The organism is Billgrantia bachuensis (genome assembly GCF_011742165.1).
Lineage (GTDB): Bacteria > Pseudomonadota > Gammaproteobacteria > Pseudomonadales > Halomonadaceae > Halomonas > Halomonas bachuensis.
In genome coordinates, this window is the sequence record NZ_JAAQTO010000016.1 from 13,377 (window position 1) to 38,289 (window position 24,913).

The following is a 24,913-nucleotide window of genomic DNA, read 5'->3' on the forward strand; positions in this document are numbered from 1 at the left end:
GCTGACGCAATGCTTTCAGCGCCTCGTCTCTTCCAAGGCCAAGTTTGTCGTGCGCTCCATCCAACCGCCCCCGCCGGTGGGCACCAGCTCCACCAGCTGTACCGTCGAGTCGGTGATGCTGACGATGCGGCCGTGGTTACGGCCCAGGTAGTTACCGGTGCGCAACCGATATACCTCTCCCTCCGGCGCCCTGACCAGCGCATGGGTCTGGCCACCCATGGTCAGTATGCCCACCAGCCTCAGCGCTTCGAGGTCAAACGCCTCGAGCGGCTCGCGGGCCCGCTCGAGATCGGGTGCCAGATCACTGCTGCCCGCTGGCGCCTCCTCCGGCTCCGGTAGTTGCGGCCGGAAAGGGCTGCGATGATCGCTGGCCTGGTAGGGAGTCGATTCATAGCTGGGCACTTCCGGCATTTCCAGCACTCGCGGCGCCCCCGGGTTGGTGCGAATATCGGTCAGACGGCTATCCAGCTCACCCAACCGTGGATCGGCACAACCCGCCAGCAGCAGGGCCAGCAGGACCATCGTCGAGCGCCGCTTCATCGCTCTTCCTCCCCGTCCAGCGGCCGATAGCTGTAGGTTCGCGCCAGCATCGACAGGCGCAGGCGATCGCTATCTTCCACCGGCGCCAGCACGAAGTCGTGCAGCGTCACGATACGCGGCAGGGCCGCCACGCTGGCGAGAAAGCCTGCGATATGGTGGTAATCCCCCTCCACCTGAAGATCGAATGGGCGCTCTATGTAGAAGTCACGCTCGACGGTACTGCGCAGACGAATGAAGTCGATGGTCAAGCGGTGGTCGAGGGCACTCTCGCTGATGCTGTCGATCAGTGAAGGAATCTCCGCACCGGAAGGCAGCATCGCCATGAGTTCGTCCATGCGCGACTCGAGCATTGCCATCTGCTCGAGCATGTCGGGCAGTCGCGCCGCCTGAGCGGCACGATTGCGATAGTCGAGCAGCAGTCGTTCCTCCTCCGCTTCGGCGCGCTGCAGTTCGTCCGCCTTGGGGCCGGCCAGGTACCAGTGCGTACCGGCAAAGGTCAGGCCCAGCACCAGCAGGCAGCAGAGCCACTGCAGCAGCAGCGGCCAGGAGCCCGACTCCTTCAGGTCCAGCCCGCGCCAGTCGAGTTCGCGGAGGCGACGCATCTCGGCCCGCAGGTTCATTCTTCGCCCCCCCTGGCTTCCTGCATGCTCGGCGTACCCTCCATGAGCTGCGTCACGCTGAGACTGAAGCGCCGCCGCTCACCGCCATCGGACTCGACCTCCGACAGCACCGGTTCGGAGAAGGCGGGTGCGCCATCCAGGGCCCGCATCTGCTCCGAGACTCGATGGTTGCTCTCGGCGCGCCCGGTCAGGCGCAACTGGTCGCCCTGGCGGCTCATCTGGGTGTAGTGCACGCCGTCGACCAGACTCAAGGTGAGGTCTCGGAAGATGCGCACCGTCTGCGAGCGCCCCTGCTGCAGGTCACCGAAGACCTGAACCTGGCCGATCATGCGCTCGCGGATGGCCTCGTACTCGTCGATCGAACGAATGTCGCCGTCGAGCTGCTGCATACGTTCGAGAATGTGCGCATTGCGCTCGCGCTGGGCATCCATCTCGGCGTCGTAGAAATAGGTCAGCCCCAGGCCGCCCGCCGCGCCGAGCAGTGCCATGACCACCAGGGCCAGATAGAAATGGCGGCTACGCCGTGCCCGCTGCTGCTCGCGCCAGGCCAGCAGGTTGATTTCGATGCTCATGTCGGCGACCTCATGGCCAGGCCGCATGCAGTCACCATGGCCGGCGCGTCGCTGGCCAGGGTCTGAACATCGATGCGGGAGTTGATCCTCATGCGCAGGAAGGGGTTGGCGATGACCACCTGCATCGCGCTCTCGCGAGCGAGCCGTTCGGCAAGACCGGGAATGACGCTCGACCCGCCGGCCAGCACCATGCGCCGCACTTCGTGCTTGCGCCCCGCCGTGTAGTAGAGCTGTAGCGAGCGCCCCACCTGCTGGACCAAGGTATCGATAAAAGGCTCGAGCACGCTGGTTCGGTAATCCTCCGGCAGGCCGCCACGCTTCTTGGCCAAGCCGGCTTCCTCCAGCGTCAGCCCATAACGCGCCCTGATCTCCTCGGTGAGCTGGCGCCCGCCGAATACGGTGTCGCGGCTATAGACGATGCGCCCGCCGCGCAGCACATGGAAGGCGTTCATGGTGGCCCCGATGTCGACCAGTGCCACGCAGTCATCGTCGCCGGCGGCCGGTGGCAACTGCTGGCGCAACTCCCCGAAGGCACGCTCCATGGCGAAGGTTTCGACGTCCACCGCTGCCGGCGCCAGGCCGGACTGATGCAGGGCATCGGTGAGCTGGTTGACGTCCTGCTGGCGACAGGCAACCAGCAGGACATCCTGCTGGTCGCCATAGCGGGCATTGAGCCCCAGGCGCTGGAAGTCGAAGGCGACTTCGCTGAACGGAAACGGTATGTGCTTGTCTGATTCGAGTTGAATACGCGCTTCGATCTCGTCATCGTTGAGCGAAGCGGGAAACGTCAGGGTCTTGGTGATGGCGGCGCTGGCCGGCACCGCGGCCGCAGCGAGCCGGGAGGACGGCCTGGCGCTCTCGACCGCACGCCGCAGCGCATCGGCCACCTCGCCCATGTCGCGGATGCGGCGTTCGACCACGGCACCTTCGCGCAACGGCCTGACGGCATAGCTTTCGATCTGGTAATGGGAGCCCACCCGCTTGAGCTCGATCAGCTTGACCGTTGCCGAAGTAATATCGACACCGATCAACCCCTTTCCGGAGGGTCCGAGTCGCATCAATCGTTGCCCTTGCGTAAGCCGTCGCGATAAACGCTAGTTATAATCTTGCTCTTGTATGCCTTGCGCGCCTGAGCATTAAGGCTGAGAAAGATCATACTCGCATGACTAGGAATGAGGTTACATGATATTTCGCCACTGCACACAAAGTTGGCCGGGGTGCCGCCTCAACGCTGGTGGCGAGCGGCTCAGGTTCTCTATAATGGCCACCACGCCAGTGAAGGCTCTCTTTCATCGCCATCCCCTTCCTGCTCTCACCACGGATAACGCCTTTTCATGAAGTGGATCAAAACCCTGGTTTTCTCAGTCTTCTGGCTGCTGGTATCGCTGTCTGCCGCGGCCCTGCTCAGCGTGGCCGGCGCGGCACTCTATTTCTCGCCGGGCCTGCCCGACGTCCGCCAGCTACAGGATTTCGAGCTACACACGCCACTGCGCATCTTCACCCGCGACGGCAAGCTGATCGGCGAGTACGGTGAGGAACGGCGCATGGCAATCTCCTTCGACGAGATTCCCGAAGACTTCATCCAGGCCCTACTGGCCGCCGAAGACGCCTCCTTCTTCGATCATCGCGGCGTCGATCCCAAGGGCCTGGCGCGTGCTGCCCTGGAGCTCGCCTCCAGCGGCGACATACAGTCGGGGGGGTCCACCATCACCATGCAGGTGGCACGCAACTACCTGCTGACGCTCGACCGAACCTTCACCCGCAAGATTCGTGAGATTCTCCTGGCGCTGCAGATGGAGAAGATCCTGTCCAAGGAGGAGATCCTCGAGCTCTACGTCAACAAGATCTTCCTCGGCCATCGCGCCTACGGTATCGCCGCCGCTGCCGAGATCTACTACAACAAGCCGCTCGACGAACTCACCCTGGCGCAGAAGGCCATGATCGCCGGCCTGCCCAAGGCGCCATCCTCGTTCAATCCGCTGGCCAACCCCGAGCGCTCGTTGATTCGCCGCAACTGGATTCTTTACCGCATGCGCGAGCTCGGTCACATCGACCAGGAGACCTACGAGAACGCCGTCCAGGAGCCGACCACCGCCCGCCGCTACGTGGCCCAGGTCGAGGTCGATGCCGACTACGTGGCGGAAATGGCACGCCAATATGCCGTCGAGCGCTTCGGCGAGGATGCCTATACCGGCGGCTATCGCATCCACACCACCCTGGACAGCGACCTGCAGCCCTTCGCCCGGCAGGCCCTGGCTCGCGGCCTGATCGACTACGACACCCGTCACGGCTGGCGCGGACCGGAGGAGCGTGACATTCCCGCCAGTCTCGCCGAGGCGCAGGAGCGCACCGAGCGACGCGGGCTGGAGGAGGAACTCGACGAGTCACCCGAAATCATGGAGACCGCCCGACAGGCGGCGGAGCGCAGCCAGACGAGAGTCGAAGGCATCGACGGCGACGTCAGCAACTGGCTGCGCGTACTGGAGCGCACCCCGGGCTTCGGCCCGCTGCAGCCAGCCATCGTAGTGGAGAGCGAGGGCCGCGAGATGCGGGTGCTGAGCCGTAGCGGCGAGCTCGTCACTCTGGACTGGGAGGGCCTCTCCTGGGCGCGCGAGTACCGCAGCCCGCGGGCGCGTGGCGCGGAGCCCGGCTCTGCCGCGGAGATCGCCGACACCGGCGACCTGGTGCGGATCCTGCAGCGCGACGACGGCAGCTGGCGACTCTCGCAGCGCCCCGACGCCGAGGGTTCGCTGGTCGTGATGAACCCCGCCGACGGCGCCATCCTCGCCCTGCAGGGTGGCTTCAGCTTCAACGCCAGCAAGTTCAACCGGGCGGTACAGGCGCAGCGGCAGTCGGGCTCCATTTTCAAGCCCTTCGTCTTCCTGGCGGCACTGGACACCGGGCTGATGACCGCCTCCACCGTGGTCAACGACGCCCCGGTGGTTATGCACGACGGCAGCAGCCTGTGGCGTCCGGTGAATTCCAGCGGCGACTTCCTCGGCCCGACCCGCCTGCGCGTGGCACTCGCACGCTCGCGCAACCTGGTCACGATTCGCGTCCTGCAGACCCTGGGGCTCGACAATACCATCGAGTACCTGGAAGGGTTCGGCTTCAGCCCTAGCCGGCTGCCGCATGGCCTGTCGCTGGCGCTGGGCAGCGCCAGCCTGACTCCGCTGGAAATGACCAATGCCTATGCCGTGCTGGCCAACGGCGGCTTTCAGGTCTCCCCCTGGTTCATCGAGCGCGTCACCCGTGGCAGCGACGACCAGGTCATCAGCGAGGCTCGCCCGGCCATCGCTTGTCGCGACTGCCGCGAAGGCCAGACCGAGGTCGAGGTCGACGGCAAGCGCTACGACGTAGCTCCTCGCGTGGCCGACCCAACCGCGGTCTACATTCTGCGCGACATGCTGCGCGACGTGATCGAGAGCGGTACCGGACGCGCCGCGCTGTCGCTTGAGCGCAGCGACGTGGTGGGCAAGACCGGCACCACCAACGATCAGCGCGACGGCTGGTTCGCCGGCTACAATGACGAGCTGGTGGCCACGGTGTGGGTCGGCAAGGATAACAACGAGTCGATCGCCGAATATGGCGGCAACGCCGCCCTGCCGATCTGGATCGACTTCATGCGCAATGCGCTCGAGGGCAGACCCGAGGCCATGCCGGAGCCGCCCGAGCAGCTGGTCACGGCGCGCGTCGACGAACAGACCGGACGCCGCCTGAGCGACGGACAGTCGGGCGGAATCTCCGAGATCTTTCACCCCGACCATCTGCCGGACATGGAGCCGCATCGCATCGAGCAGGAGATAGAGCAGCGTAGCGGCTCGCAGGGCACGGGAAGCTACGAAGCGATCTTCTGATACGGATGTACCCCGGGAGCGGCAAGGACGCCGCTCCCCGTCTTGCCAACGCCATACAGCCGCTTCTCGAGGCGGCCCGCCATCGGGACAACAGGACAGGTTCGTTGCTATGTCACGATTGATGCCATGGAGCGTCATTGGCCTGACGCTATTGCCGGGCACCGCCCTTGCCGCCAGCATCTTCTATGCCCCTCCGCAGCCCGAGGAAGACAGCCCCACCTTCAGCGGCGAAGCCGAGTTCGGGTACACCCAGCTCAGCGGCAACACCGACAGCCAAACCCTGATCGGCAAGAGCCGCCTGACCTGGCTGACCAGCCGTTACTGGACGCACACCTTGCGCGGCGAGGTGCGCAACGTTTCCCGCAACGAGGATACCAGCGCCGAGCAGTACCTGATTTCCGGCCGCGAGCGCTATGACTTCGACGGCCCTCACTACCTCTTCGGCTTCGCCCGCTGGGAGAAGGATCGCTTCAGCGGCTACGACCAGCAGTTCACCACCATCGGCGGCTACGGTCGCCAACTGATCGACCGCGATCCCCATCGGCTGTCGCTCGAGGCCGGCCCGGGATATCGCCATGATCGGATCGACGGTGACGAGAACAATAACCTGGGGGTCATCTACAGCGCACTCGACTACCAGTGGACATTTTCCGAGTATTCCCATGTGCGCCAGGAAATGTCCGTGGAAGCGACCGACGCGAACACTACGTCGAGGTCGGTATCGTCACTTACCGCCCGCCTCAACTCGCGCCTGTCGCTGCGCCTCTCGCACGAGATCAAGCACGACTCCGACCCGCCGGAGACGGCGGACGCGCATACCGACCAGACCACCAACGCGACTCTTCTCTATACCTGGTAACCCGCGACGATACGCACCGAAGCCATGAACGACTGCGCCGGCCCGAAGGCCGGCGCAATCGTTCGCGGCATTGCCGGGGCGAGTCGATCAGCTACCGTAGACGTCGTCCACCGTCTTCAGCGGGTAGTGGGCGGGGTAGGGACGACGCGCCACGCCGGAGTCCACTGCCGCCTGGGCCACGGCCGCCGGGATCCGCTCCAGGAGGCGGACGTCGACCGGCGTGGGGATGATGTATTCGGGGCCGAACTCCATGTGATCGCGCTCGTAGGCATCGAGCACCACCTGAGGCACCGGCTCGCGGGCCAGATCCTTCAGCGCGTGCACGGCAGCGACTTTCATCTCTTCGTTGATGCGCGTGGCGCGCACGTCCAGCGCCCCGCGGAAGATGAAAGGGAAACCCAGCACGTTATTGACCTGGTTGGGATAGTCGGAACGACCGGTGGCCATGATCACGTCGGGCCGCGCCTCGCGCGCCACGTCGGGCTGGATCTCGGGGTCGGGGTTGGTGCAGGCGAAGACGATGGGATTCGGCGCCATCTTGCGCATGTGCTCGGCGGTCATCAAATTGGGACCGGACAACCCGATGAAGACGTCGGCACCATCGATGGCATCGTCCAGCGTGCGCTTGTCGGTATCCACCGCAAACACCGCCTTGTGAGGGTTGAGCCCCTCGCGGCCGGCATGAATCACGCCACGCCGGTCGAGCATTACCAGATTCTCCGCACGCGCACCGCAGGCCACCAGCAGCTTCATGCAGGCGATGGCCGCCGCGCCGGCGCCCAGGCAGACGATCCTGGCCTCTTCGAGCCGCTTGCCGGCGATCTCCAGGGCATTGAGCATGCCGGCCGCCGTGACAATGGCAGTGCCGTGCTGGTCGTCATGAAATACCGGGATATTGCACTGCTCGATGAGGGCCTGCTCGATCTCGAAGCACTCAGGCGCCTTGATGTCCTCGAGGTTGATACCTCCCCAGGTATCGGCAATGCGCGCTACCGTGTCGACGAAGGCCTGCGGGCTCTCGGCATTGACCTCGACGTCCACCGAGTTGATGCCGGCAAAACACTTGAACAGCACACCCTTGCCCTCCATGACCGGCTTGCTGGCCAGCGGTCCCAGGTTGCCCAGGCCGAGGATGGCACTGCCGTCGGAGATCACCGCCACCAGATTGCCCTTGCCGGTATAGCGATAGGCATTCTCGGGGTCACGAGCGATCTCGCGCACGGGCTCGGCGACACCAGGACTATAGGCAAGGGAGAGATCACGGGCGGTAGCGGTGGGCTTGGTCAGCTCCACGGAGAGCTTTCCGGGAATCGGCTTGGCGTGATAATCCAGCGCTGCCTGCTTCTTGGCGTCTGTCATGCTGAGAATCCGGTGTCCATCTTTAGGAGGGGCCACCTACAATATAGAAAAAGATTCCACAACTCAACAAAACGCCCGTTCGTGCATTTTCAGTGTTAGTTCATGACCATTCGAAGCTATTTGCTGCAACTTATACTATTCATCGCAGCCATAACCATTTCCTTATCCTCGCTCTCACCCGCCGGGAGGAACGAATCAAGAGCAAAAGAAAACCCGCCGTGAAGGCGGGTTTCCGGGGCGATACCGTGTCGCTGCGAGGGCGAATCAGCCACGCTTGACGGCGGCACCGAAGCGCTTGTTGAAGCGCTCGACGCGACCACCTGTGGTCGCCTGCTTCTGCTTGCCGGTGTAGAAGGGGTGGCACTGGGAACAGACATCCAGTGACAGGTCATGGCCGGCGGTGGTGCCAACCTCGAAGGTCGCGCCGCAGGAGCAAGTCGCGGTGACCATCTTGTAATCCGGGTGAATACCTTGTTTCATCTTGAGCCTCATGGAGCGCTATGCCGCCACCTGATCCATTGCCAGGCACCGCATACAGGGTTGTCTGTCGTCGCTATTCGTTCAACGTCAGGTCGTTCAACCAACCGGTAGCCGCCAGGCCTGATTCACGAGCCAGGTGCCACGACGGCCGGATATTCTAGCAGAGTCGACGCCGGAGGCAAATTGCCCGATTCCATCTCTTCGCCCCCGCCCCGTATATTGTGCGTGGCGATTCCCACCCCGCTGCGACGCCTGTTCGACTACCTGCCGAGCCGCGACACCCCGCCCGGCGGCTGGCAGCCCGGCCTGCGAGTGCGGGTACCGTTCGGTCGCCGCCAAGTGGTCGGAGTGGTGATGGAGTGCCGCGATCACAGCGACCTGGCGCTGACCCAGTTAAAGCCGGTGGAGGCCTGGCTGGATGCCGTCCCCCTGCCCGAGGATTGGCTGTGGCTGTGCCGTTTCACTGCACGCTATTACCAGCATTCGCTCGGCGATACCCTGCACCAGGCCCTGCCCGTGCTGCTGCGCCAGGGCCGCCCACTGGCCGGGCGCATGCGCGAACACTGGCAAGCCCTGGCCCCCCCGGGCGATGACGACCCGCGCCTGCGGCGTGCGCCTCGCCAGGCCGAGCTGCTGGGCATGCTGCGTCAGCATGCCCATGGGCTACCCACCCAGGCGGTAGTGGCCCAGGGCTTTTCGCGAGAGCAACTGCTGACGCTGATGGAAAAGGGGTTCGTCGCCCGGCAGGAGATTCCCCTGAGCGCCGCCGAGCCTGCCACCGAGCAACTGCTCGCCGAGCCGGCCCTGCCGCTCAACCGCGAACAGGTCACGGCACTGGCGGCACTCCACGAGCGCCTCGACGGCTTTCATCCCTGCCTGCTGCACGGCGTGACCGGCAGCGGCAAGACCGAGGTCTACCTGCAACTGATCGAGGCGGTCGTCGCCCGCGGCCGCCAGGCCCTGCTGCTGGTGCCGGAAATAGGCCTGACGCCACAGACCCTGGCGCGTTTTCGCAAACGCTTCCGGGTGCCGGTGGTGGCGCTGCACTCGGGGCTCACCGACAACGAGCGTCTGGACGCCTGGGAAGCAGTAGCCAGCGGTCGTGCGCCGATCGTCATCGGTACCCGCTCGGCGATCTTCACACCGCTGGCGCGGCCCGGTGCGATCATCGTCGACGAGGAGCACGACGGCTCGTTCAAGCAGCAGGAGGGGCTGCGCTACCACGCCCGCGACCTGGCCGTGGCGCGAGCCAAGCATCACGCCATTCCGCTGCTGCTGGGCAGCGCCACGCCGTCGCTGGAAAGCCTCTACCACGCCGAGCGCGGCAACTATCGCCACCTGCGCCTGACTCGGCGCGCCAGCCGGCATGCTCCGGCACGGCTGGAACTGATCGATCTGCGCGGCCGCCCACGCCAGGGCGGCCTGATCCCGCCGGCGATCGAGGCGATTCGCGAAACGCTCGAAGCCGGCCACCAAGTCTTGGTGTTCATCAACCGCCGCGGCTTCGCTCCCACCCTGGCCTGCCACACCTGCGGCTGGATGGCCGACTGCGACCACTGCGATGCGCGCATGACCCTGCACCGCCAGCCGCCGATGCTGGCTTGCCACCATTGCGACAAGCATCGCCCGGTACCGGACGCCTGCCCCGGCTGCGGCAGCGCGGACCTCCGCCCGCTGGGCAGCGGTACCGAACGCACCGAGGAGACTCTGGCGGCACTGTTCCCCAAGGTACCGGTTCACCGCATCGACCGCGACAGCACGCGCCGCCGCGACGCCTTCGAGCAGACGCTCGGCGAGGTCAGGCGCGGCGAGCCCTGCCTGCTGGTGGGCACCCAGATGCTGGCCAAGGGGCACCACTTGCCCCATGTCACCCTGGTGGTGGTAGTCAATGCCGACGCCGGACTCTATGCCAGCGACTTTCGCGCCCTGGAGCACAGCGCCCAGCTGCTGATCCAGGTAGCCGGCCGCGCCGGCCGCGCCGCGCATCCCGGACGCGTGCTGGTCCAGACCCTGCACACCGACGACCCGCACCTGCGGCTGCTCGCCGAGCGCGGCTACGACGCGCTGGCCGAGCAACTGCTCGCCGAACGCCGTGCCGCCGCCTTGCCACCCTTCCGCTTCATGGCGCTGCTGCGCCTGGAGAGCCCCCGCGAGGAAGCCGCCATGACGCTTGGCCGCGAGGCGGCGGCCATGCTACGCCCGTGGACCAGCGAGCACGCTCCCGACGTGAGCTGCCTGGGCCCGGTGCCCGCGCCCATGGAGCGGCGCCAGAACCGCTATCATGTCCAGTTGATGCTGAGCGCCGGCCGGCGCAGCCAATTGCATGCAGCCTGCGCTCAACTGACCGCCTGGCTCGAGGCGTCGCCCGAGGCGCGCCGGGTGCGCTGGTCGCTGGACGTCGACCCGCAGACACTGAGCTGAACGCGGCCTTTAAAGCGGCGGCACAATTGCCGATAATGGCCGACCAGCCCAATTCTCGTGGCCGCGCCTTTTCGTTCGCGAGTGCCTCAGGCTTCGTCATCACCTCGTGCGCCCGCCGCTACAGGACATAACCGCTTCATGAAAGAGACGATCATCACCCTGCTCGAGAATGCCCTCGATACGCTCAAGCAGCAGGGCACGCTGCCCGCCGACACCGCGCCCACCATCAAGGTCGACCCGACCAAGGACAAGGCCCATGGCGATTACGCCACCAACCTGGCGCTGATGCTGGCCAAGCCGGCCGGCAAGAAGCCGCGCGAGCTGGCCGAAGCGCTGGTGGCCGCCCTGCCTGAGAGCGATGCGGTGGTCAAGGTCGAGATCGCCGGGCCCGGCTTCGTCAACTTCTTCGCCGCCGCCGATGCCGCCGCACAGGTCGTGCGCCAGGTACTCGATGCCGGCGACGCCTTCGGTCGCAGCCTGATCGGGCGCGGCCGGAAGGTCCAGGTGGAATTCGTCTCCGCCAACCCCACCGGGCCGCTGCACGTGGGTCACGGTCGCGGCGCGGCCATCGGCGACTGTATCTCGCGGCTGCTCGAAGCGACCGGTCATGACGTGACCCGCGAGTTCTACTACAACGACGCCGGCGCCCAGATCGTCAACCTGGCGCTGTCCGTCCAGGCCCGCGCCAAGGGCCTCACCCCCGACGACGAGGCCTGGCCCGCCGATGGCTACCGCGGCGACTACATCACCGAAGTGGCCAACGACTATCTGGCCGGCGAGACGGTGCACGCCGACGATCGCCACGTTACCGCCAAGACCGATCCCGATGACCTCGATGCCATCCGCGACTTTGCCGTGGCCTGGCTGCGCCGCGAGCAGGATCTCGACCTCAAGGCCTTCGGCGTTTCCTTCGACGTCTATTTCCTGGAATCCTCACTCTACCGCGAGGGCAAGGTCGAGGAGACGGTCGAGCGGCTGATCGAGCAGGGCCACACCTACGAGCAGGACGGCGCCCTGTGGCTGCGCACCACCGATTTCGGCGACGACAAGGACCGGGTGATGCGCAAGTCCGACGGCAGCTACACCTATTTCCTGCCCGACGTCGCCTATCACTTGAACAAGTGGCAGCGTGGCTTCGAAACAGTGATCAACGAGCAGGGCGCCGACCACCACTCCACGGTCACGCGGGTACGTGCCGGCCTGCAGGCGCTGGAGGTCGGTATTCCCCAGGGCTGGCCCGATTACGTGCTGCACCAGATGGTGATGGTGACGCGCTCGGGCGTCGAGGTGAAGCTCTCCAAGCGCGCCGGCAGCTACGTCACCGTGCGCGACCTGATCGACGAGGTTGGTCGCGACGCCACGCGCTTCTTCCTCGCCGCGCGCCGCGCCGACTCGCAGCTCACCTTCGACATAGACCTGGCCCGCTCGCAGTCCAACGACAACCCGGTCTACTACATACAATACGCTCACGCCCGGGTGTGCAGCATGCTGCGCAAGGCGAAGGCCCAGGAACTCGGCTTCGACCACGACTTGGCGATGGTCAGCCTGGCGAAGCTCGAGGAGGACCAGGAGAAGGCGGTAATGAATCGCCTGGCGCGCTTCCCCGAGGTGGTCGCACATGCCGCTGACTGCCGCGAGCCACAGCAGGTGGCCCAGTATCTGCTGGATCTCGCCGCGGAGTTCCACTCTTGCTACAACGCGGTGAAAGTCATGGTCGACGACGACGAGCTGCGCAATGCCCGTCTGGCCCTGGGCCTGGCCACACGCCAAGTGGTACGCAACGGCCTCGACCTGCTGGGCGTCAGCGCCCCGGAGGAGATGTAAGCCATGGCCGCCCGTCGCACGCCCAAGAAACGTGGCGCCACCACCAGCCGCAAGCGCGCCTCCACTCAGCGCCAGGGCTTTCGCCTGCCCGGCTGGGTATGGGGTCTGGGCGGCCTCGTCGTAGGCTTCCTGCTGGCCCAGCATCAGCACGGCACCGCCCCGTGGCAGCCGGGTAGCGATTCGCCGTTGGCCAAGCTGATCCCGCGCACGCCCTCCGAGGTGAGCGAACCCGCGCCCACCATCGAGCCGCGCGAACCGCCCATGCCCACCTTCGAGTTCTATACTCTTCTTCCCGAGGAGGTCGTGGCACCGAAGGAGGTCGCGTCAACCGCCTCGCCGCCGGAGCCGACGGTCGAGGTACCTCCGCCCATCGACACCAGCGCCGCCGCCGAGCCGGCACCGGCCGACGACCCCATCGCCCAGGTGATCGCCGCCAACCTGCGCGACGAAGTGAATGCCACACCGACCAATGAAGCGGAAGCTCCGGCAGGCACGCGCTACATGCTGCAGGCGGCATCGTTTCGCCAGTCGGAGGATGCCGAGCAGCTGCGCCAGCGCCTGCGCAACCTGAGCCTGATGGCCCAGGTCAGCCAGGTACAGTCTGCCGATGGCCAGACCTGGCACCGGGTGATGGTAGGCCCCTACGACGACACCCGCGAACTCAACCGCGCCGAGGATCTGATGACGACCCAGGGAATCACGCCGCTGCGGCACCGCGCCACCAACTGAGGAACGAGCACCGCCACCGAAGGATCGCTTCGCGATTCGCCGGCCCTGCTCGTTGATGCTTGAATTCGGCGGCCACTGCCCACACCTAACTTGAACGCTCATTCACGGCGCCCCAGGGCGCCGAAAGTCACCGGGAGTCGAGGCTCCCCGTTACGGAGTTATCTCCATGACCACGATCGTTTCCGTTCGCCGCGGTGACCAGGTTGCCCTGGCCGGCGACGGCCAGGTATCGCTGGGCAATACCGTGATGAAGGGCAATGCCAGCAAGGTGCGCCGCCTCTATCGCGGCCAGGTGCTGGCCGGTTTCGCCGGTGGCACCGCCGACGCCTTCACCCTGTTCGAGCGCTTCGAGGCGCAGTTGGAAAAGTACCAGGGCAATCTGGTCAAGGCGGCCGTGGAATTAGCCAAGGACTGGCGCACCGACCGCGCCCTGCGCCGGCTCGAGGCACTGCTGGCGGTGGCCGACAGGAACGCCTCGCTGATCATTACCGGTAACGGCGACGTGGTGGAACCGGAGCGTGGCATCATCGCCATCGGTTCGGGAGGCAACTTCGCCCTCGCCGCCGCCCGCGCGCTTCTCGAGAACACCGAGCTCTCGGCCCAGGAAATTACCGAAAAATCGCTCGAAATCGCTGGCGATATCTGCGTGTTCACCAATCATCACGTCACCCTCGAAACGCTCTGAAGGCCGCCATCATGTCCCAGATGACCCCACGCGAGATCGTCCACGCCCTGGACCAGTTCATCGTCGGCCAGCAGGACGCCAAGCGCGCCGTCGCCATTGCCCTGCGCAACCGCTGGCGGCGCATGCAGCTCGACGACGACCTGCGCCCCGAAGTCACGCCCAAGAACATCCTGATGATCGGCCCCACGGGGGTGGGCAAGACCGAGATCGCCCGGCGCCTGGCCAAGCTCGCCCGCGCCCCCTTCATCAAGGTCGAGGCGACCAAGTTTACCGAGGTGGGCTACGTCGGTCGCGACGTGGAGTCGATCATCCGCGACCTCACAGAGGCCGCCATCAAGCTGGTGCGCGAGCAGGCCAAGGACGAAGTACGCCACCGCGCAGAGGACGCCGCCGAGGATCGCATCCTCGACGCCCTGCTGCCGCCGCCGCGCGGCCAGGAGGACAGCCCGCGCAGCGACAGCTCGACGCGCCAGGTCTTCCGCAAGAAGCTGCGCGAGGGCGACCTCGACGACAAGGAAATCGACATCGAGATCACCCCGCAGGGACCGGGCATCGACATCATGACCCCGCCGGGCATGGAAGAGATGACCAACCAGCTGCAGAGCCTGTTCTCCAACATGGGCCGGCAGAAGACCGAAACCCGGCGGGTCAAGGTCAAGGACGCCTTCGCCCTGCTGCGCGACGAGGAAGCCGCCAAGCTGGTCAACGAGGAGGAGATCAAGCACCGCGCCATCGATGCCGTGGAGCAGAACGGCATCGTCTTCCTCGACGAGATCGACAAGGTGGCCAAGGGCAGCGGCCAGTCCAGCGGCGGCGAAGTCTCCCGCGAGGGCGTGCAGCGCGACCTGCTGCCGCTGATCGAGGGCTCCACGGTCTCGACCAAGTACGGCATGGTCAAGACCGACCATATCCTGTTCATCGCCTCCGGCGCTTTTCACCTGTCGCGCCCTTCCGACCTGATTCCCGAACTGCAGGGCCGCCTGCCGATCCGCGTCGAACTCGAGGCGCTGACGCCGGAGGACTTCAAGCGCATCCTCACCGAGCCCTCCGCCGCCCTGACCAAGCAGTACAAGGCGCTGCTGGCCACCGAAGGGCTCGAAGTCGAGTTCACCGAGGATGGGATCGAGCGCATCGCCGAGATCGCCTGGAAGGTCAACGAAGGCACCGAGAATATCGGCGCACGGCGCCTGCATACGGTGATGGAGCGGCTGCTGGAAGACGCCTCGTTCAAGGGCGCCGATTTCGGCAGCCCTCTTTCCGTCGATGCCGCCTATGTCGACTCCCAGCTCGGCGAGCTGGCCATGGACGAGGACCTGTCGCGGTATATTCTTTAAAGCGCGGCTACACCGCGCGAAGAGAAAAGAGGGAAGAAGGAAGAGGGAAGCAGTGCCATGCTCTTCCCTCTTCCAGGCGCGCAGCGCCGCTCTTCTGTCTTACGTCTCACCGGAGGTGCCCCATGACTGCCCCCATCCCGAGCAAGATCCATTACCACAAGAAGGCCCGCGAGCTGGAGCTCACCTACGACGGCGATAGCCATCGGCTGCCGGTGGAATACCTGCGCGTCTACTCCCCCTCCGCCGAGGTGCGCGGCCACCATCCCAGCCAGGCCGTGCTACAGGTGGGCAAGAAGGACGTCGGCCTCAAGAACGTCGAGCCGGTAGGTCGCTACGCCGTCAAGCTCGCCTTCGACGATGGACACGACAGCGGCCTGTACAGCTGGGAATATCTTTACGAGCTGATTCAGAACCGCGAGGCCTACTGGGCCGATTATCTCGAGCGCCTGGAGAAAGCCGGCGCCAGCCGCGAGCCGCTGGGCATCGAGATCAAGCAGCTATAGTAGCTCTAGCAGGTCAAAGACAAGGATGCCGAGGGAAGGCTACAATGTGGCGCAACGAGAGGCCCTGTCCTCACCTTTCCGCAGCGATTCGGGAGCCTTTTTCGCATGAGCCCTCACTCCACCCCCGGGGACCAGCGCACCACCCACTTCGGTTATCAGGAAGTGCCGATAGAGGAAAAGGCCTCGCGCGTGGCCGACGTCTTCCACTCCGTGGCGGCGCGCTACGACGTCATGAACGATCTCATGTCGCTGGGCATCCACCGGCTGTGGAAGCGCCTCACCATCGAGCGCAGCGGGGTACGCCCCGGACACAGCGTACTCGACATCGCCGGCGGCACCGGCGATTTGACGCTGAAGTTTTCACGCATGGTCGGGCCTCGCGGCCGGGTGGTACTGGCCGACATCAACCAATCGATGCTGCGGGTCGGCCGCGACAAGCTGCTCGACAACGGCGTCGGCGGTAACGTCGAGTATGTGCAAGCCAACGCCGAATGCCTGCCGTTTCCCGACAACAGCTTCGACTGCATTACCATCGCCTTCGGCCTGCGCAACGTCACCGACAAGGACGCCGCGCTGCGCTCCATGGCTCGCGTGCTAAAGCCCGGCGGCCGCCTGTTGGTGCTGGAATTCTCCAAGCCCAACAACCCCGTGCTGACCCGCGCCTATGACGAATACTCCTTCCGCCTGCTGCCCTTCATGGGCCAGATGGTGGCGGGCGACTCCGACAGCTATCGCTACCTGGCCGAGTCGATTCGCATGCACCCCGATCAGGAAACGCTCAAGAGCATGATGGAAGCGGCGGGCCTGGAGCGGGTCGAGTACACCAATCTCACCGGGGGCATCGTCGCCCTGCATCGCGGCATCAAGCTTTGAGGTCGTGATGACGTTGACCCCGCCCCTGCTGCTGGCCGGCATCGAGCGCACCCTCAATGCCCTGCTCGCCCGCGACCTGGCCGCACCCACTCGCCTCGCCCGCTTGGCCGGCAGCCGGCTGTTGCTGCGCCTGGAGCACCCCTCCCTGACCCTTCTGTTGTGCTTCCATCCGCATGGCGTCGACCTGATGCGCCAGGAAGCGCCCGACGAGGGCGACGCCGACGCTGTGGTCGAGCTCGACGTCGAGACGCTGGGTGAGCTGCTGGGCGGCGAATCGATGGAGCGATTGATGTTCCGTGGACGCCTGGCGGTGCGTGGGCGGGTGCACCTGCTCGAGGAAGTTCGCGACCTGTTTCTCGATCTCGATATCGACTGGGAGGGCGAACTCGCCCAGTGGCTGGGTGACGTGCCTGCCCATAGCCTGGCCGAGGGACTCAGACGCATGGCTCGCTGGGGTCTGCGCGCTCAGCAGGAGATGCGTGCCGATATCGCCGAATATGTGTTCGAGGAAGCGCGCCTGTTACCCGGACGTCACCAGCTCGAGGCCCTGCGCGACCATCTCACCGAGCTGGAGGTGGCCACGGATCGTCTCGAGGCCCGCCTGGCCAGGCTGCGACGCCGACTGGAACACGAGGCCGCGTCATGATGGGGCTTCGCCTGCTGCGCATCATGTGGGTGATCACCCGCTACCGCCTCGATACCCTGTTGCCGCTGCAGCGCCTGCCCTGGTGGCTGCGCCTGGCCTTCCTGCTCTCGCCGCTGCGCCTGGTGCCGGTGGGACGTCGCACGGGTGGCGAGCGTCTGCGTCTGGCGCTGGAGTCGCTGGGCCCGATCTTCGTCAAATTCGGCCAGTTGCTCTCCACACGCCGCGACCTGCTACCCGAGGAGATCGCCAACGAACTGAGGCGCCTGCAGGACCAGGTGCCGCCCTTCCCCGGTGAAGAAGCCAGGGCGCTGGTGGAGTCCGAGCTGCGCATGCCGCTGGACGTCGCCTTTGCCCACTTCGAGCCCGAGTCGCTGGCGTCGGCCTCCATCGCCCAGGTGCACGCCGCCCGTTTGCACAGCGGCGAAGATGTGGTGGTCAAGATCATCCGCCCGGCCATCGATCGCGTCATGCGCCAGGACATGGCGCTGATGTACCGCGTGGCCGGCCTGCTGACCTTGATTCCCGAAGCGCGTCGATTGCGGCCGGTGGAAGTGGTGCGCGACTACGAGGCGACCCTGTTCGACGAGCTCGACCTGCTCAAGGAAGCGGCGAATACTTCGCAGCTCAAGCGCAACTTCAAGGATTCGCCGCTGCTTCACGTGCCCACGGTGCACTGGTCGCATACCCGCCGCCGGGTCATGGTACAAGAACGCATTCACGGCATCCCGGTGGCCGACATCGCCACGCTGAGAGCCCAGGGCACCGACCTCAAGCGACTGGCCGAACGCGGCGTGGAGATCTTCTTCACCCAGGTATTCCGTGACAACTTCTTCCACGCCGACATGCATCCGGGCAATATCTTCGTCGCCCGCGAGCACCCCCACGACCCCCAGTACATCGCCATCGACTGCGGCATCGTCGGAAGCCTGACCCGCGAGGACCAGGACTACCTGGCACGCAACCTGCTCGCTTTCTTCCGTCAGGATTACTATGAGGTCGCCGCGCTGCACATCGAATCGGGCTGGGTGGGCGAAGATACCCGGGCCAACGAGTTCGCCGCCGCCATCCGCACAGTGTGCGAACCGATCCTGGAGAAGCCGCTAAAGGACATCTCCTTCGGCCAGGTGCTGCTGGGGCTGTTCCAGACCGCACGGCGGTTCAACATGGAGGTTCAGCCACAGCTGGTGCTGCTGCAGAAAACCCTGCTCAACATCGAGGGGCTGGGGCGTCAGCTGTATCCCGACCTCGACCTCTGGAGCACCGCCAAGCCCTACCTGGAGCGATGGATGCACGAGCGCGCCGGGGCGGTGGGTCTGTGGGAGTCCCTCAAGCGCCAGGCACCGGAGCTGTCACGCCAGCTCCCCGAGCTGCCCAGCGTGGCCCACCACGCACTCAGCCGCATCGAACACGAACATCGTCAGCGCCGCCGCCAGGCCCAGGCTCTGGGCGGTATCCAGCACCAGCTTCGCGAAGGCCGCCGCGGCGGGCGCCGCATGCGCCTGGGGGTGCTGCTGGCCGGGCTGGCACTGGCCTGGCAGCCACTGACCGAATGGGCCGCGGGCCAACCCTGGCCAGTGCTTGCCGCCGGGCTGCTTGGCCTCGTGCTGCTGGCCTGGCAGTGAACTTGATCCATCGCAATGGGAATCGCCTGCATGCATGATATTCTCGATGAACTCTTCGACGTGCTGAGCCAACGCCGCAGCGCCGACCCCGCCGAATCCTACGTGGCCGCCTTGCATGACAAGGGGCTTAACAAGATACTCGAAAAGGTCGGCGAAGAAGCCACGGAAACTCTGCTGGCAGCCAAGGATGCCGAAGCGGGTGGCGATGCCGAACGCAAGGCACTGGTCGCCGAAACCGCCGACCTGTGGTTTCATAGCCTGGTGATGCTGTCGCATCTCGGACTCGACCACCGGGACGTGCTAGACGAGTTGGCCCGTCGCTTCGGAATCTCCGGGCACGAAGAGAAGGCCGCAAGGTCCAAGTGAAATTGGCTTCCGGATCCGCCGGAAACCCGACTCAGAGGTAACCTCCATGTTAGGTGGCATCAGTATCTGGCAACTGCTGATCGTACTCGGCATTATCATCCTGATCTTCGGCACCAAGAAGCTGCGTAACGTCGGCTCCGACCTGGGCGGTGCAGTCAAAGGCTTCAAGCAGGCCGTCAACGAGGAAGGCAAGGAAGACAAGGACGGCAAGACGCAGGCCAAGGTGAGCCACGAAGAGCAGCCCAACACCTATGACGTTCGCGCCGAGGAGAAGAAGGCGGCGGACAGCGTCGAGGAACGAGAAGAGCGCAAGTAAGCCTCCATGTTCGATATCGGCTTTCTCGAACTCCTGATCCTCGGCATCGTGGGCCTGCTCGTGCTCGGTCCCGAGCGCCTGCCCAAGGCAGCGCGTACCGTGGGGCTATGGGTGGGCAAGATCAAGCGCACCGTGTCGAGCATGCAGCGCGAGATCAACTCTCAGCTCGAAGCGGAGGAGCTGCGTCAGAAGCTCAAGGAGCAGCAGACCAAGCTCGACGAGAGCCTGAACAAGGCCAAGCGCGACGTGGAAAGCATCGCCGAGCCCACCTCATCGTCGACGCCACGCAAGGGCAGCGAAGAGCGGACCGAGGTGCCGGCGCACGAGCCCGACAGCGAAACGCCGTCGGCATCGAAGCGGCTCGACGACGCCTTGGCCGAGGCCAGGACCACGGACAACGTGCCCTCTCCCTCCGACGATGACAAGGACGCCGCTTCCCGATGAGCGACTCCGACGACAAACAGGAACTTGGCCAGGCCCCCTTGATAGAGCACCTGATCGAACTGCGTTCGCGCCTGCTGCGCGCCGTGGTGGCAGTCTTCGTGATCTTCCTGGGGCTCTATCCCTTCGCCAACGAGATCTACACCTTCGTGGCGCAGCCGCTGATGGGCTTGCTGCCGGAGGGGGCGCAGATGATCGCCACCGAGGTGGCCTCGCCGTTCCTCGCTCCGTTCAAGCTGACCCTGGTGGTAGCAGTTTTCATCGCCATTCCTTTCGTGCTGCACCAAGCCTGGGCCTTCGTCGCCCCCGGGCTCTACGACAACGAGAAGACGCTGGCCCTGCCGCTGCTGGCTTCCAGCGTGGGGCTGTTCTACGCAGGCGCCGCCTTCGCCTACTACGTGGTCTTTCCGCTGTTGTTCAAGTTCTTCACCCAGACCGGGCCGGAGGACGTGGCGGTGATGACCGACATCAACCAGTACCTGAACTTCGTTCTCAAGATGTTCTTCGCCTTCGGCGTGGCCTTCGAAATCCCCATCGCCACCTTTCTGCTGATCCTGTCCGGCGCCACCACGGTGGAAAGCCTGACGAAGAAACGGCCCTACATCATTCTGGGCTGTTTCGTGATCGGCATGCTGCTGACGCCGCCCGATGTGATCTCCCAGAGCCTGCTGGCCATTCCCATGTACCTTCTCTACGAAGTGGGCATTCTGTTCGGTCGCCTGGTGCGGCGCCGGAGGTCCAGGCCGGAGGAGCCGACATCACTGAATGAGCGCGACGACGCCTGACCGACCGGGTAGTCGTTCTCACCAAGCAAGACGCCCCCGCTCGACTGCAGCGGGGGCGTCTGGCATAGCGACTGACGGTACTCAGAGATCCATCAGCTCGTCGATACGGTCGACCAGCTTGAAGATCCCCGTGGCGGCCTCGCCGATACGCGTGGCCAACATATAGGCCGGCGTGGTCACCACACGGTTTTCGAAGTCCACCACGATATCCTCGACGCCACAGCTGCGATGCAAGCCGCCCATGGAGCTGATCGCACCGGAGACGCCGGGATCGTGGCCGACGGTCACGGCGATGCCGGGACCCAGCAGCTTGGGCACCAGGGCAGGTGTAATGCACATCAGGCCGATGGGCTTGCGTGCCTGGTAAAACGGCGCCAGCGCCTCGACCAGTTCCGGCAGCGGCTCCATGTCGCTGCCGGCTTCGGCAAAATTCGACAGATTCTTGGCCGCACCGAACCCACCGGGCAGAATCACCGCGTCAAACTCGTCGACCTCCAGTTCCTCCAGCGGCGCGATGTTGCCACGTGCCAGGCGAGCCGATTCGACCAGTACGCTGCGCGGCTCGCCTTCGACGGTCTCGCCGCTACGGTGATCGATCACGTGAAGCTGCATGATGTCGGGGGCGAAGCAGCGATAGCCGATGCCCAACTGATCCAGCCGCAACAGGGTCAGAGTAGTCTCGTAGATCTCCGAACCGTCCTGGACACCGCAGCCCGACAGTATGACCGCCACTTGTTTGCTCATGCCTTTCTCCTTGTAATGAGGCGCCTCGAATGAAGGGCTCTGCCTGAATCCTGAAGCCAACACTTTAGAGAGTCGGGCCGGGTGCGACAAGGCGTGACTTCCCGCGCAGGGTGGCGCTGATATACTCGATGAAACGCATTCGAACGCATCGCACTGTCATCCTTGCCGGGGCACACTTCCGTTACGCCATGGTCAGTGGCGCAGCGGCGCCCCACAGCCGGAGTAGAACATCTTGAGTTTCATGACCACACGCCAGTTCCCTGCCACGCGCATGCGGCGTATGCGCCGCGACGATTTCTCGCGCCGCCTGATGCGCGAATCGACCCTGACCGCCGCCGACCTGATCTGGCCGGTGTTCATCCTCGACGGCGAAAAGCGTCGCGAGGCCGTACCTTCGATGCCGGGCGTGGAGCGGCTGTCGCTGGACCTTCTCATCGAGGAAGCACGCGAAGCATTTGATCTCGGCATCCCGGCCCTGGCCCTGTTTCCGGTCGTGGACCAAACGCTGAAGAGCGAACTGGCCGAGGAGGCCTACAACGCCAATGGCCTGGTCCAGCGCAGCGTACGTGCGCTCAAGGCCGCCGTGCCGGAACTCGGTATCATCACCGATGTGGCCCTCGACCCCTATACCATTCACGGCCAGGACGGCATCATCGACGACAGTGGCTACGTCCTCAATGATCGCACCGTTGAGACACTGCTCAAGCAGGCACTGTCACACGCCGAGGCCGGCGCCGATGTGGTCGCCCCGTCGGACATGATGGATGGCCGCATCGGCGAGATCCGCCAGGTGCTCGAGCAGGAGCACCTGCACAGCGTGCGCATCATGGCCTACAGCGCCAAGTACGCCTCGCGCTACTACGGTCCCTTTCGCGACGCGGTGGGCTCGGCTGCCAACCTGGGCAAGGCCGACAAGCGCACCTACCAGATGGATCCGGCCAACAGCGACGAGGCGCTGCACGAAGTGGCGCTGGACCTGGCCGAGGGAGCCGACATGGTGATGGTCAAGCCCGGCATGCCCTACCTGGACGTAGTGCGGCGCGTCAAGGATGAGCTCCGAGTACCTACCTACGCCTATCAGGTGAGCGGTGAATACGCCATGCACATGGCCGCCTTCGACAATGGCTGGCTCGAGGCCGACGAGGTCATCCTGGAGTCACTGACTTGCTTCAAACGCGCCGGCGCCGATGGAGTGCTGACCTATTTCGCCAAGCGCGCCGCTCGCCTGCTGGCCGGCTAGTCTCAACTGCGCTTGAAGGCCGCCAGGTCGTGGGGGTCGAAGCCTTCGACCTGAGCGGGCAATCCGCGCTCTTCGCGAAGCCGGCCGATCCTGGCCCGCTCGCCGACCAACTCGGCGTCGTCATCGAGAGTGCGACCGTTGAGCTCGGCCAGCTGGGCCATGCCCTGATGGTAAGCGGTCATCAGATGCAGGGCCACGCCGTTGCCCTGGTCCATTTCGCGGCGCAGGGTGGCGAGGTAACCGCTGAGCCGGGAGAGATGATGCTTGAGCTGCCAGACATAGCGCATCTCACTCATCCATGGACGCTCGCGCAGCACGGCGAAGGTCAGGCTGGTGAACAGCAGTCCGAGAAATACACCCAACGCGTTGAGCCACAGGCTGGAGCCGAAGCTCGCCACCAGCAATTGGGAAAACACCAGGCCGAAGACGATCAACTGGCCGGCCATGGCGATGCTGATGATCCTGGCCTTGTGGCGGTAGGTCTCGGGGTCGTGATATTCGAAGGTGAACGGCATGCGGGGCTCCTGTGGCGATGCGATGCCGGGATTATCCCGGCATCGCCCGCCGAGGTACAGTCGCCCCGCGACCGAGTCAGCGTAGTCGCTCGGCCGCCTCCAGCAGCAAGGCCTCGGTGGCCTGCCAGCCCAGGCAGGGGTCGGTCACCGAGACGCCGTGGCGCAGCGCACCGGGAACCAGTTCCTGGCGTCCCTCCTCCAGGTGGCTCTCGAGCATCAGTCCCATCAATGAGGTTTCGCCTGCTGCGCGCTGAGCCACCACGTCGCGCAGCACCTCGGCCTGGCGACGATGATCCTTGCATGCGTTGGCATGACTGCAGTCGACCATCAGCCGTGCCGGCAGGCCGGCACCCTCCAGCGCTGCGCGGGCGGCACGTACCGAGACACTATCGTGGTTGGGCCCACGGTGACCCCCGCGTAGTACCACGTGCGCATGAGAATTGCCCATGGTCTCGCACAGCGCGGGCCGGCCCCGCTCGTCGAGACCGAAATGGCGATGCGGATGTGCCGCGGCATGGATGGCGTCTACCGCAACGCCCACGTCGCCGCTGGTCGCGTTCTTGAAGCCCACCGCCGCCTCGAGGCCACTGGCAAGCTCGCGATGCAGCTGCGACTCGGTAGTGCGGGCCCCGATGGCGACCCACGCCAGCAAGTCGTCGAGGTAGGCAGCAAGCATCGGCTGCAATACCTCGGTGGCCACCGGCAGACCGAGCGTGGCGACCTCGTGCATCAGGTGGCGCGAAAGGTGCAGGCCGCGGGCCATATCGCCACTGCCGTCCAGGTCAGGGTCGTAGGCGAGCCCCTTCCACCCCACCGTGGTACGTGGCTTCTCTACGTAGACACGCATGACCGGCAGCAGGCGGTCGGAAATCCGCGGCGAGAGTTCGGCCAGTCGGCGAGCATACTCCAGTGCGGCCAGAGGATCATGAATCGAGCAGGGGCCGACCACCACCAACATACGGTCGTCGCGACCGCGGACGATATCGTGTATGGCTCGTCGCTGGGCCGGAAGGCGCTCCGCCACCTGTGTCGAGACGGGCAGGCACTGCCGCAGTTCGCCGGGGGTGGGTAGTGTCATGTTCACCCTGACGGGGGCATTCTCGGCAAGACTGGCCTGGCTTTCAGCCAGACGTTCAGAGAGGTATTCGGGGGCGTTCATGGTCAACTCCGTGAGGTCGGCAAACATCGTGTCGTCATGCCACCGGTCATCTCACGGTCGGAGGTGGCGCACTGGGCCGACCGCACGGCGCTAAATCGCCAGCCATAGTCCCAGCCGTAATAGGCGTGACGGGCATAGGCGGCGAAAGTGGCGCGGTGTACGGTCATGGTGCATCTCCTCTGGTTGAATGGTGTCGGGCGAATACCGGGGACCAACGCAAAACCCCCGGTCGGGGTTGCCGACCGGGGGTTTAGGGGGAGGCAACCCGGTTAGGGTGTGCCTGCGTAGCTGTCCTGGCTCAGGACCCGGCCACGGGCACACCGGCACTAAACCAATACCCATACTGACCGTTGACGCCAAACGCCTGTACCGCGCCAGGGGCGCGGTCGAAAGCGGTTGCTGTCGTGTGTCGGTTCGGTGTCA

26 protein-coding genes are annotated in these 24,913 nt (G+C 65.2%); 16 read left to right on the forward strand and 10 right to left on the reverse strand.

Translation table 11 applies throughout. The features are described 5' to 3' along the window. Nucleotides 1-15: 15 nt before the first annotated feature. From HBJ55_RS06665 to pilM, 4 genes are read right to left on the reverse strand one after another with little or no spacing between them, the layout of a single operon-like run. Nucleotides 16-540: a pilus assembly protein PilP gene (locus tag HBJ55_RS06665; RefSeq protein WP_167112337.1), complete on the reverse strand. Its 525-nt coding sequence runs from the start codon at nucleotides 538-540 to the stop codon at nucleotides 16-18. After that, entirely contained in the window at nucleotides 537-1,160 is a 624-nt protein-coding gene (locus HBJ55_RS06670) for a type IV pilus inner membrane component PilO (protein ID WP_167112339.1), read from the reverse strand. Before HBJ55_RS06670 ends, HBJ55_RS06665 begins: the two co-directional genes overlap by 4 nt. Beyond that, nucleotides 1,157-1,732 (reverse strand): PilN domain-containing protein, encoded by a 576-nt coding sequence (locus HBJ55_RS06675; RefSeq protein WP_167112340.1) that lies wholly within the window; start codon nucleotides 1,730-1,732, stop codon nucleotides 1,157-1,159. The genes HBJ55_RS06670 and HBJ55_RS06675 overlap by 4 nt, the downstream gene beginning before the upstream one ends. Beyond that, nucleotides 1,729-2,790 (reverse strand): type IV pilus assembly protein PilM, encoded by a 1,062-nt coding sequence (pilM, locus tag HBJ55_RS06680; protein ID WP_167112342.1) that lies wholly within the window; start codon nucleotides 2,788-2,790, stop codon nucleotides 1,729-1,731. Before pilM ends, HBJ55_RS06675 begins: the two co-directional genes overlap by 4 nt. Before the next feature lie 276 nt (nucleotides 2,791-3,066). Between pilM and HBJ55_RS06685 the strand changes: the two genes are divergently transcribed. Beyond that, on the forward strand, nucleotides 3,067-5,589 hold the full coding sequence (locus tag HBJ55_RS06685; RefSeq protein WP_167112344.1) for a penicillin-binding protein 1A: 2,523 nt from the start codon (nucleotides 3,067-3,069) through the stop codon (nucleotides 5,587-5,589). A 109-nt stretch (nucleotides 5,590-5,698) separates the two neighbouring features. Beyond that, complete coding sequence (locus HBJ55_RS06690) at nucleotides 5,699-6,448, forward strand: DUF481 domain-containing protein (RefSeq protein ID WP_167112347.1); 750 nt, start codon at nucleotides 5,699-5,701, stop codon at nucleotides 6,446-6,448. Between the two features lie 87 nt (nucleotides 6,449-6,535). Here the strand turns inward: HBJ55_RS06690 and HBJ55_RS06695 are convergent, their stop codons facing one another. After that, nucleotides 6,536-7,807, reverse strand: a complete 1,272-nt coding sequence (locus HBJ55_RS06695) for a malic enzyme-like NAD(P)-binding protein (RefSeq protein WP_167112349.1) — start codon at nucleotides 7,805-7,807, stop codon at nucleotides 6,536-6,538. A 264-nt stretch (nucleotides 7,808-8,071) separates the two neighbouring features. After that, nucleotides 8,072-8,287, reverse strand: a complete 216-nt coding sequence (rpmE, locus tag HBJ55_RS06700; RefSeq protein ID WP_167112351.1) for a 50S ribosomal protein L31 — start codon at nucleotides 8,285-8,287, stop codon at nucleotides 8,072-8,074. Between the two features lie 183 nt (nucleotides 8,288-8,470). Here rpmE and HBJ55_RS06705 point away from each other — a divergent pair, with 183 nt between their 5' ends. The 13 genes from HBJ55_RS06705 (at nucleotide 8,471) to tatC (ending at nucleotide 20,832) form a co-directional block, all read left to right on the forward strand. After that, a complete protein-coding gene (locus HBJ55_RS06705) occupies nucleotides 8,471-10,708 on the forward strand; it encodes a primosomal protein N' (RefSeq protein ID WP_167112353.1) in 2,238 nt (745 codons plus the stop codon). 138 nt (nucleotides 10,709-10,846) lie between these two features. Further along, nucleotides 10,847-12,532, forward strand: a complete 1,686-nt coding sequence (gene argS / locus HBJ55_RS06710) for an arginine--tRNA ligase (protein ID WP_167112355.1) — start codon at nucleotides 10,847-10,849, stop codon at nucleotides 12,530-12,532. Between the two features lie 3 nt (nucleotides 12,533-12,535). Further along, the gene (locus tag HBJ55_RS06715) at nucleotides 12,536-13,261 is read left to right on the forward strand and encodes an SPOR domain-containing protein (protein ID WP_167112357.1); all 726 of its coding nucleotides are present in this window, start codon (nucleotides 12,536-12,538) and stop codon (nucleotides 13,259-13,261) included. A 166-nt stretch (nucleotides 13,262-13,427) separates the two neighbouring features. Further along, nucleotides 13,428-13,946, forward strand: coding sequence for an ATP-dependent protease subunit HslV (gene hslV, locus HBJ55_RS06720; RefSeq protein WP_167112359.1), 519 nt, complete (start codon nucleotides 13,428-13,430; stop codon nucleotides 13,944-13,946). Nucleotides 13,947-13,957: 11 nt separating this feature from the next. Beyond that, nucleotides 13,958-15,280: an ATP-dependent protease ATPase subunit HslU gene (hslU, locus tag HBJ55_RS06725; RefSeq protein WP_167112361.1), complete on the forward strand. Its 1,323-nt coding sequence runs from the start codon at nucleotides 13,958-13,960 to the stop codon at nucleotides 15,278-15,280. Nucleotides 15,281-15,402: 122 nt separating this feature from the next. Next, entirely contained in the window at nucleotides 15,403-15,783 is a 381-nt protein-coding gene (locus HBJ55_RS06730; protein WP_167112363.1) for a gamma-butyrobetaine hydroxylase family protein, read from the forward strand. Between the two features lie 105 nt (nucleotides 15,784-15,888). After that, nucleotides 15,889-16,656: a bifunctional demethylmenaquinone methyltransferase/2-methoxy-6-polyprenyl-1,4-benzoquinol methylase UbiE gene (gene ubiE / locus HBJ55_RS06735; RefSeq protein WP_167112365.1), complete on the forward strand. Its 768-nt coding sequence runs from the start codon at nucleotides 15,889-15,891 to the stop codon at nucleotides 16,654-16,656. Between the two features lie 7 nt (nucleotides 16,657-16,663). Beyond that, nucleotides 16,664-17,302: a ubiquinone biosynthesis accessory factor UbiJ gene (locus tag HBJ55_RS06740; RefSeq protein ID WP_167112367.1), complete on the forward strand. Its 639-nt coding sequence runs from the start codon at nucleotides 16,664-16,666 to the stop codon at nucleotides 17,300-17,302. Next, entirely contained in the window at nucleotides 17,302-18,924 is a 1,623-nt protein-coding gene (ubiB, locus tag HBJ55_RS06745; protein WP_167112406.1) for a ubiquinone biosynthesis regulatory protein kinase UbiB, read from the forward strand. Before HBJ55_RS06740 ends, ubiB begins: the two co-directional genes overlap by 1 nt. Nucleotides 18,925-18,954: 30 nt before the next feature. Beyond that, a complete protein-coding gene (locus HBJ55_RS06750; protein WP_167112369.1) occupies nucleotides 18,955-19,290 on the forward strand; it encodes a phosphoribosyl-ATP diphosphatase in 336 nt (111 codons plus the stop codon). 46 nt (nucleotides 19,291-19,336) lie between these two features. After that, a complete protein-coding gene (gene tatA, locus HBJ55_RS06755) occupies nucleotides 19,337-19,606 on the forward strand; it encodes a Sec-independent protein translocase subunit TatA (protein WP_167112371.1) in 270 nt (89 codons plus the stop codon). 6 nt (nucleotides 19,607-19,612) lie between these two features. Then, nucleotides 19,613-20,050, forward strand: coding sequence for a Sec-independent protein translocase protein TatB (gene tatB, locus HBJ55_RS06760; protein ID WP_167112374.1), 438 nt, complete (start codon nucleotides 19,613-19,615; stop codon nucleotides 20,048-20,050). Further along, nucleotides 20,047-20,832 (forward strand): twin-arginine translocase subunit TatC, encoded by a 786-nt coding sequence (gene tatC, locus HBJ55_RS06765; protein ID WP_167112376.1) that lies wholly within the window; start codon nucleotides 20,047-20,049, stop codon nucleotides 20,830-20,832. Before tatB ends, tatC begins: the two co-directional genes overlap by 4 nt. An 81-nt stretch (nucleotides 20,833-20,913) precedes the next feature. Here the strand turns inward: tatC and elbB are convergent, their stop codons facing one another. Then, a complete protein-coding gene (gene elbB / locus HBJ55_RS06770) occupies nucleotides 20,914-21,576 on the reverse strand; it encodes an isoprenoid biosynthesis glyoxalase ElbB (protein ID WP_167112378.1) in 663 nt (220 codons plus the stop codon). Nucleotides 21,577-21,817: 241 nt separating this feature from the next. Here elbB and hemB point away from each other — a divergent pair, with 241 nt between their 5' ends. Continuing rightward, nucleotides 21,818-22,816 carry a porphobilinogen synthase gene (gene hemB, locus HBJ55_RS06775; protein WP_422674173.1) on the forward strand — a complete coding sequence of 333 codons (999 nt, stop codon included), beginning with the start codon at nucleotides 21,818-21,820 and terminating at the stop codon, nucleotides 22,814-22,816. Between the two features lie 2 nt (nucleotides 22,817-22,818). On the opposite strand, the gene HBJ55_RS06780 is transcribed toward hemB, so the two are convergent. From HBJ55_RS06780 to HBJ55_RS06790, 3 genes are all read right to left on the reverse strand, one after another. Next, on the reverse strand, nucleotides 22,819-23,331 hold the full coding sequence (locus HBJ55_RS06780; protein ID WP_167112383.1) for a DUF3087 family protein: 513 nt from the start codon (nucleotides 23,329-23,331) through the stop codon (nucleotides 22,819-22,821). Nucleotides 23,332-23,407: 76 nt separating this feature from the next. Beyond that, complete coding sequence (locus HBJ55_RS06785; protein ID WP_277345591.1) at nucleotides 23,408-24,490, reverse strand: 3-deoxy-7-phosphoheptulonate synthase; 1,083 nt, start codon at nucleotides 24,488-24,490, stop codon at nucleotides 23,408-23,410. A 2-nt stretch (nucleotides 24,491-24,492) separates the two neighbouring features. Next, complete coding sequence (locus tag HBJ55_RS06790) at nucleotides 24,493-24,657, reverse strand: hypothetical protein (RefSeq protein WP_167112387.1); 165 nt, start codon at nucleotides 24,655-24,657, stop codon at nucleotides 24,493-24,495. Nucleotides 24,658-24,913 lie beyond the last annotated feature (256 nt).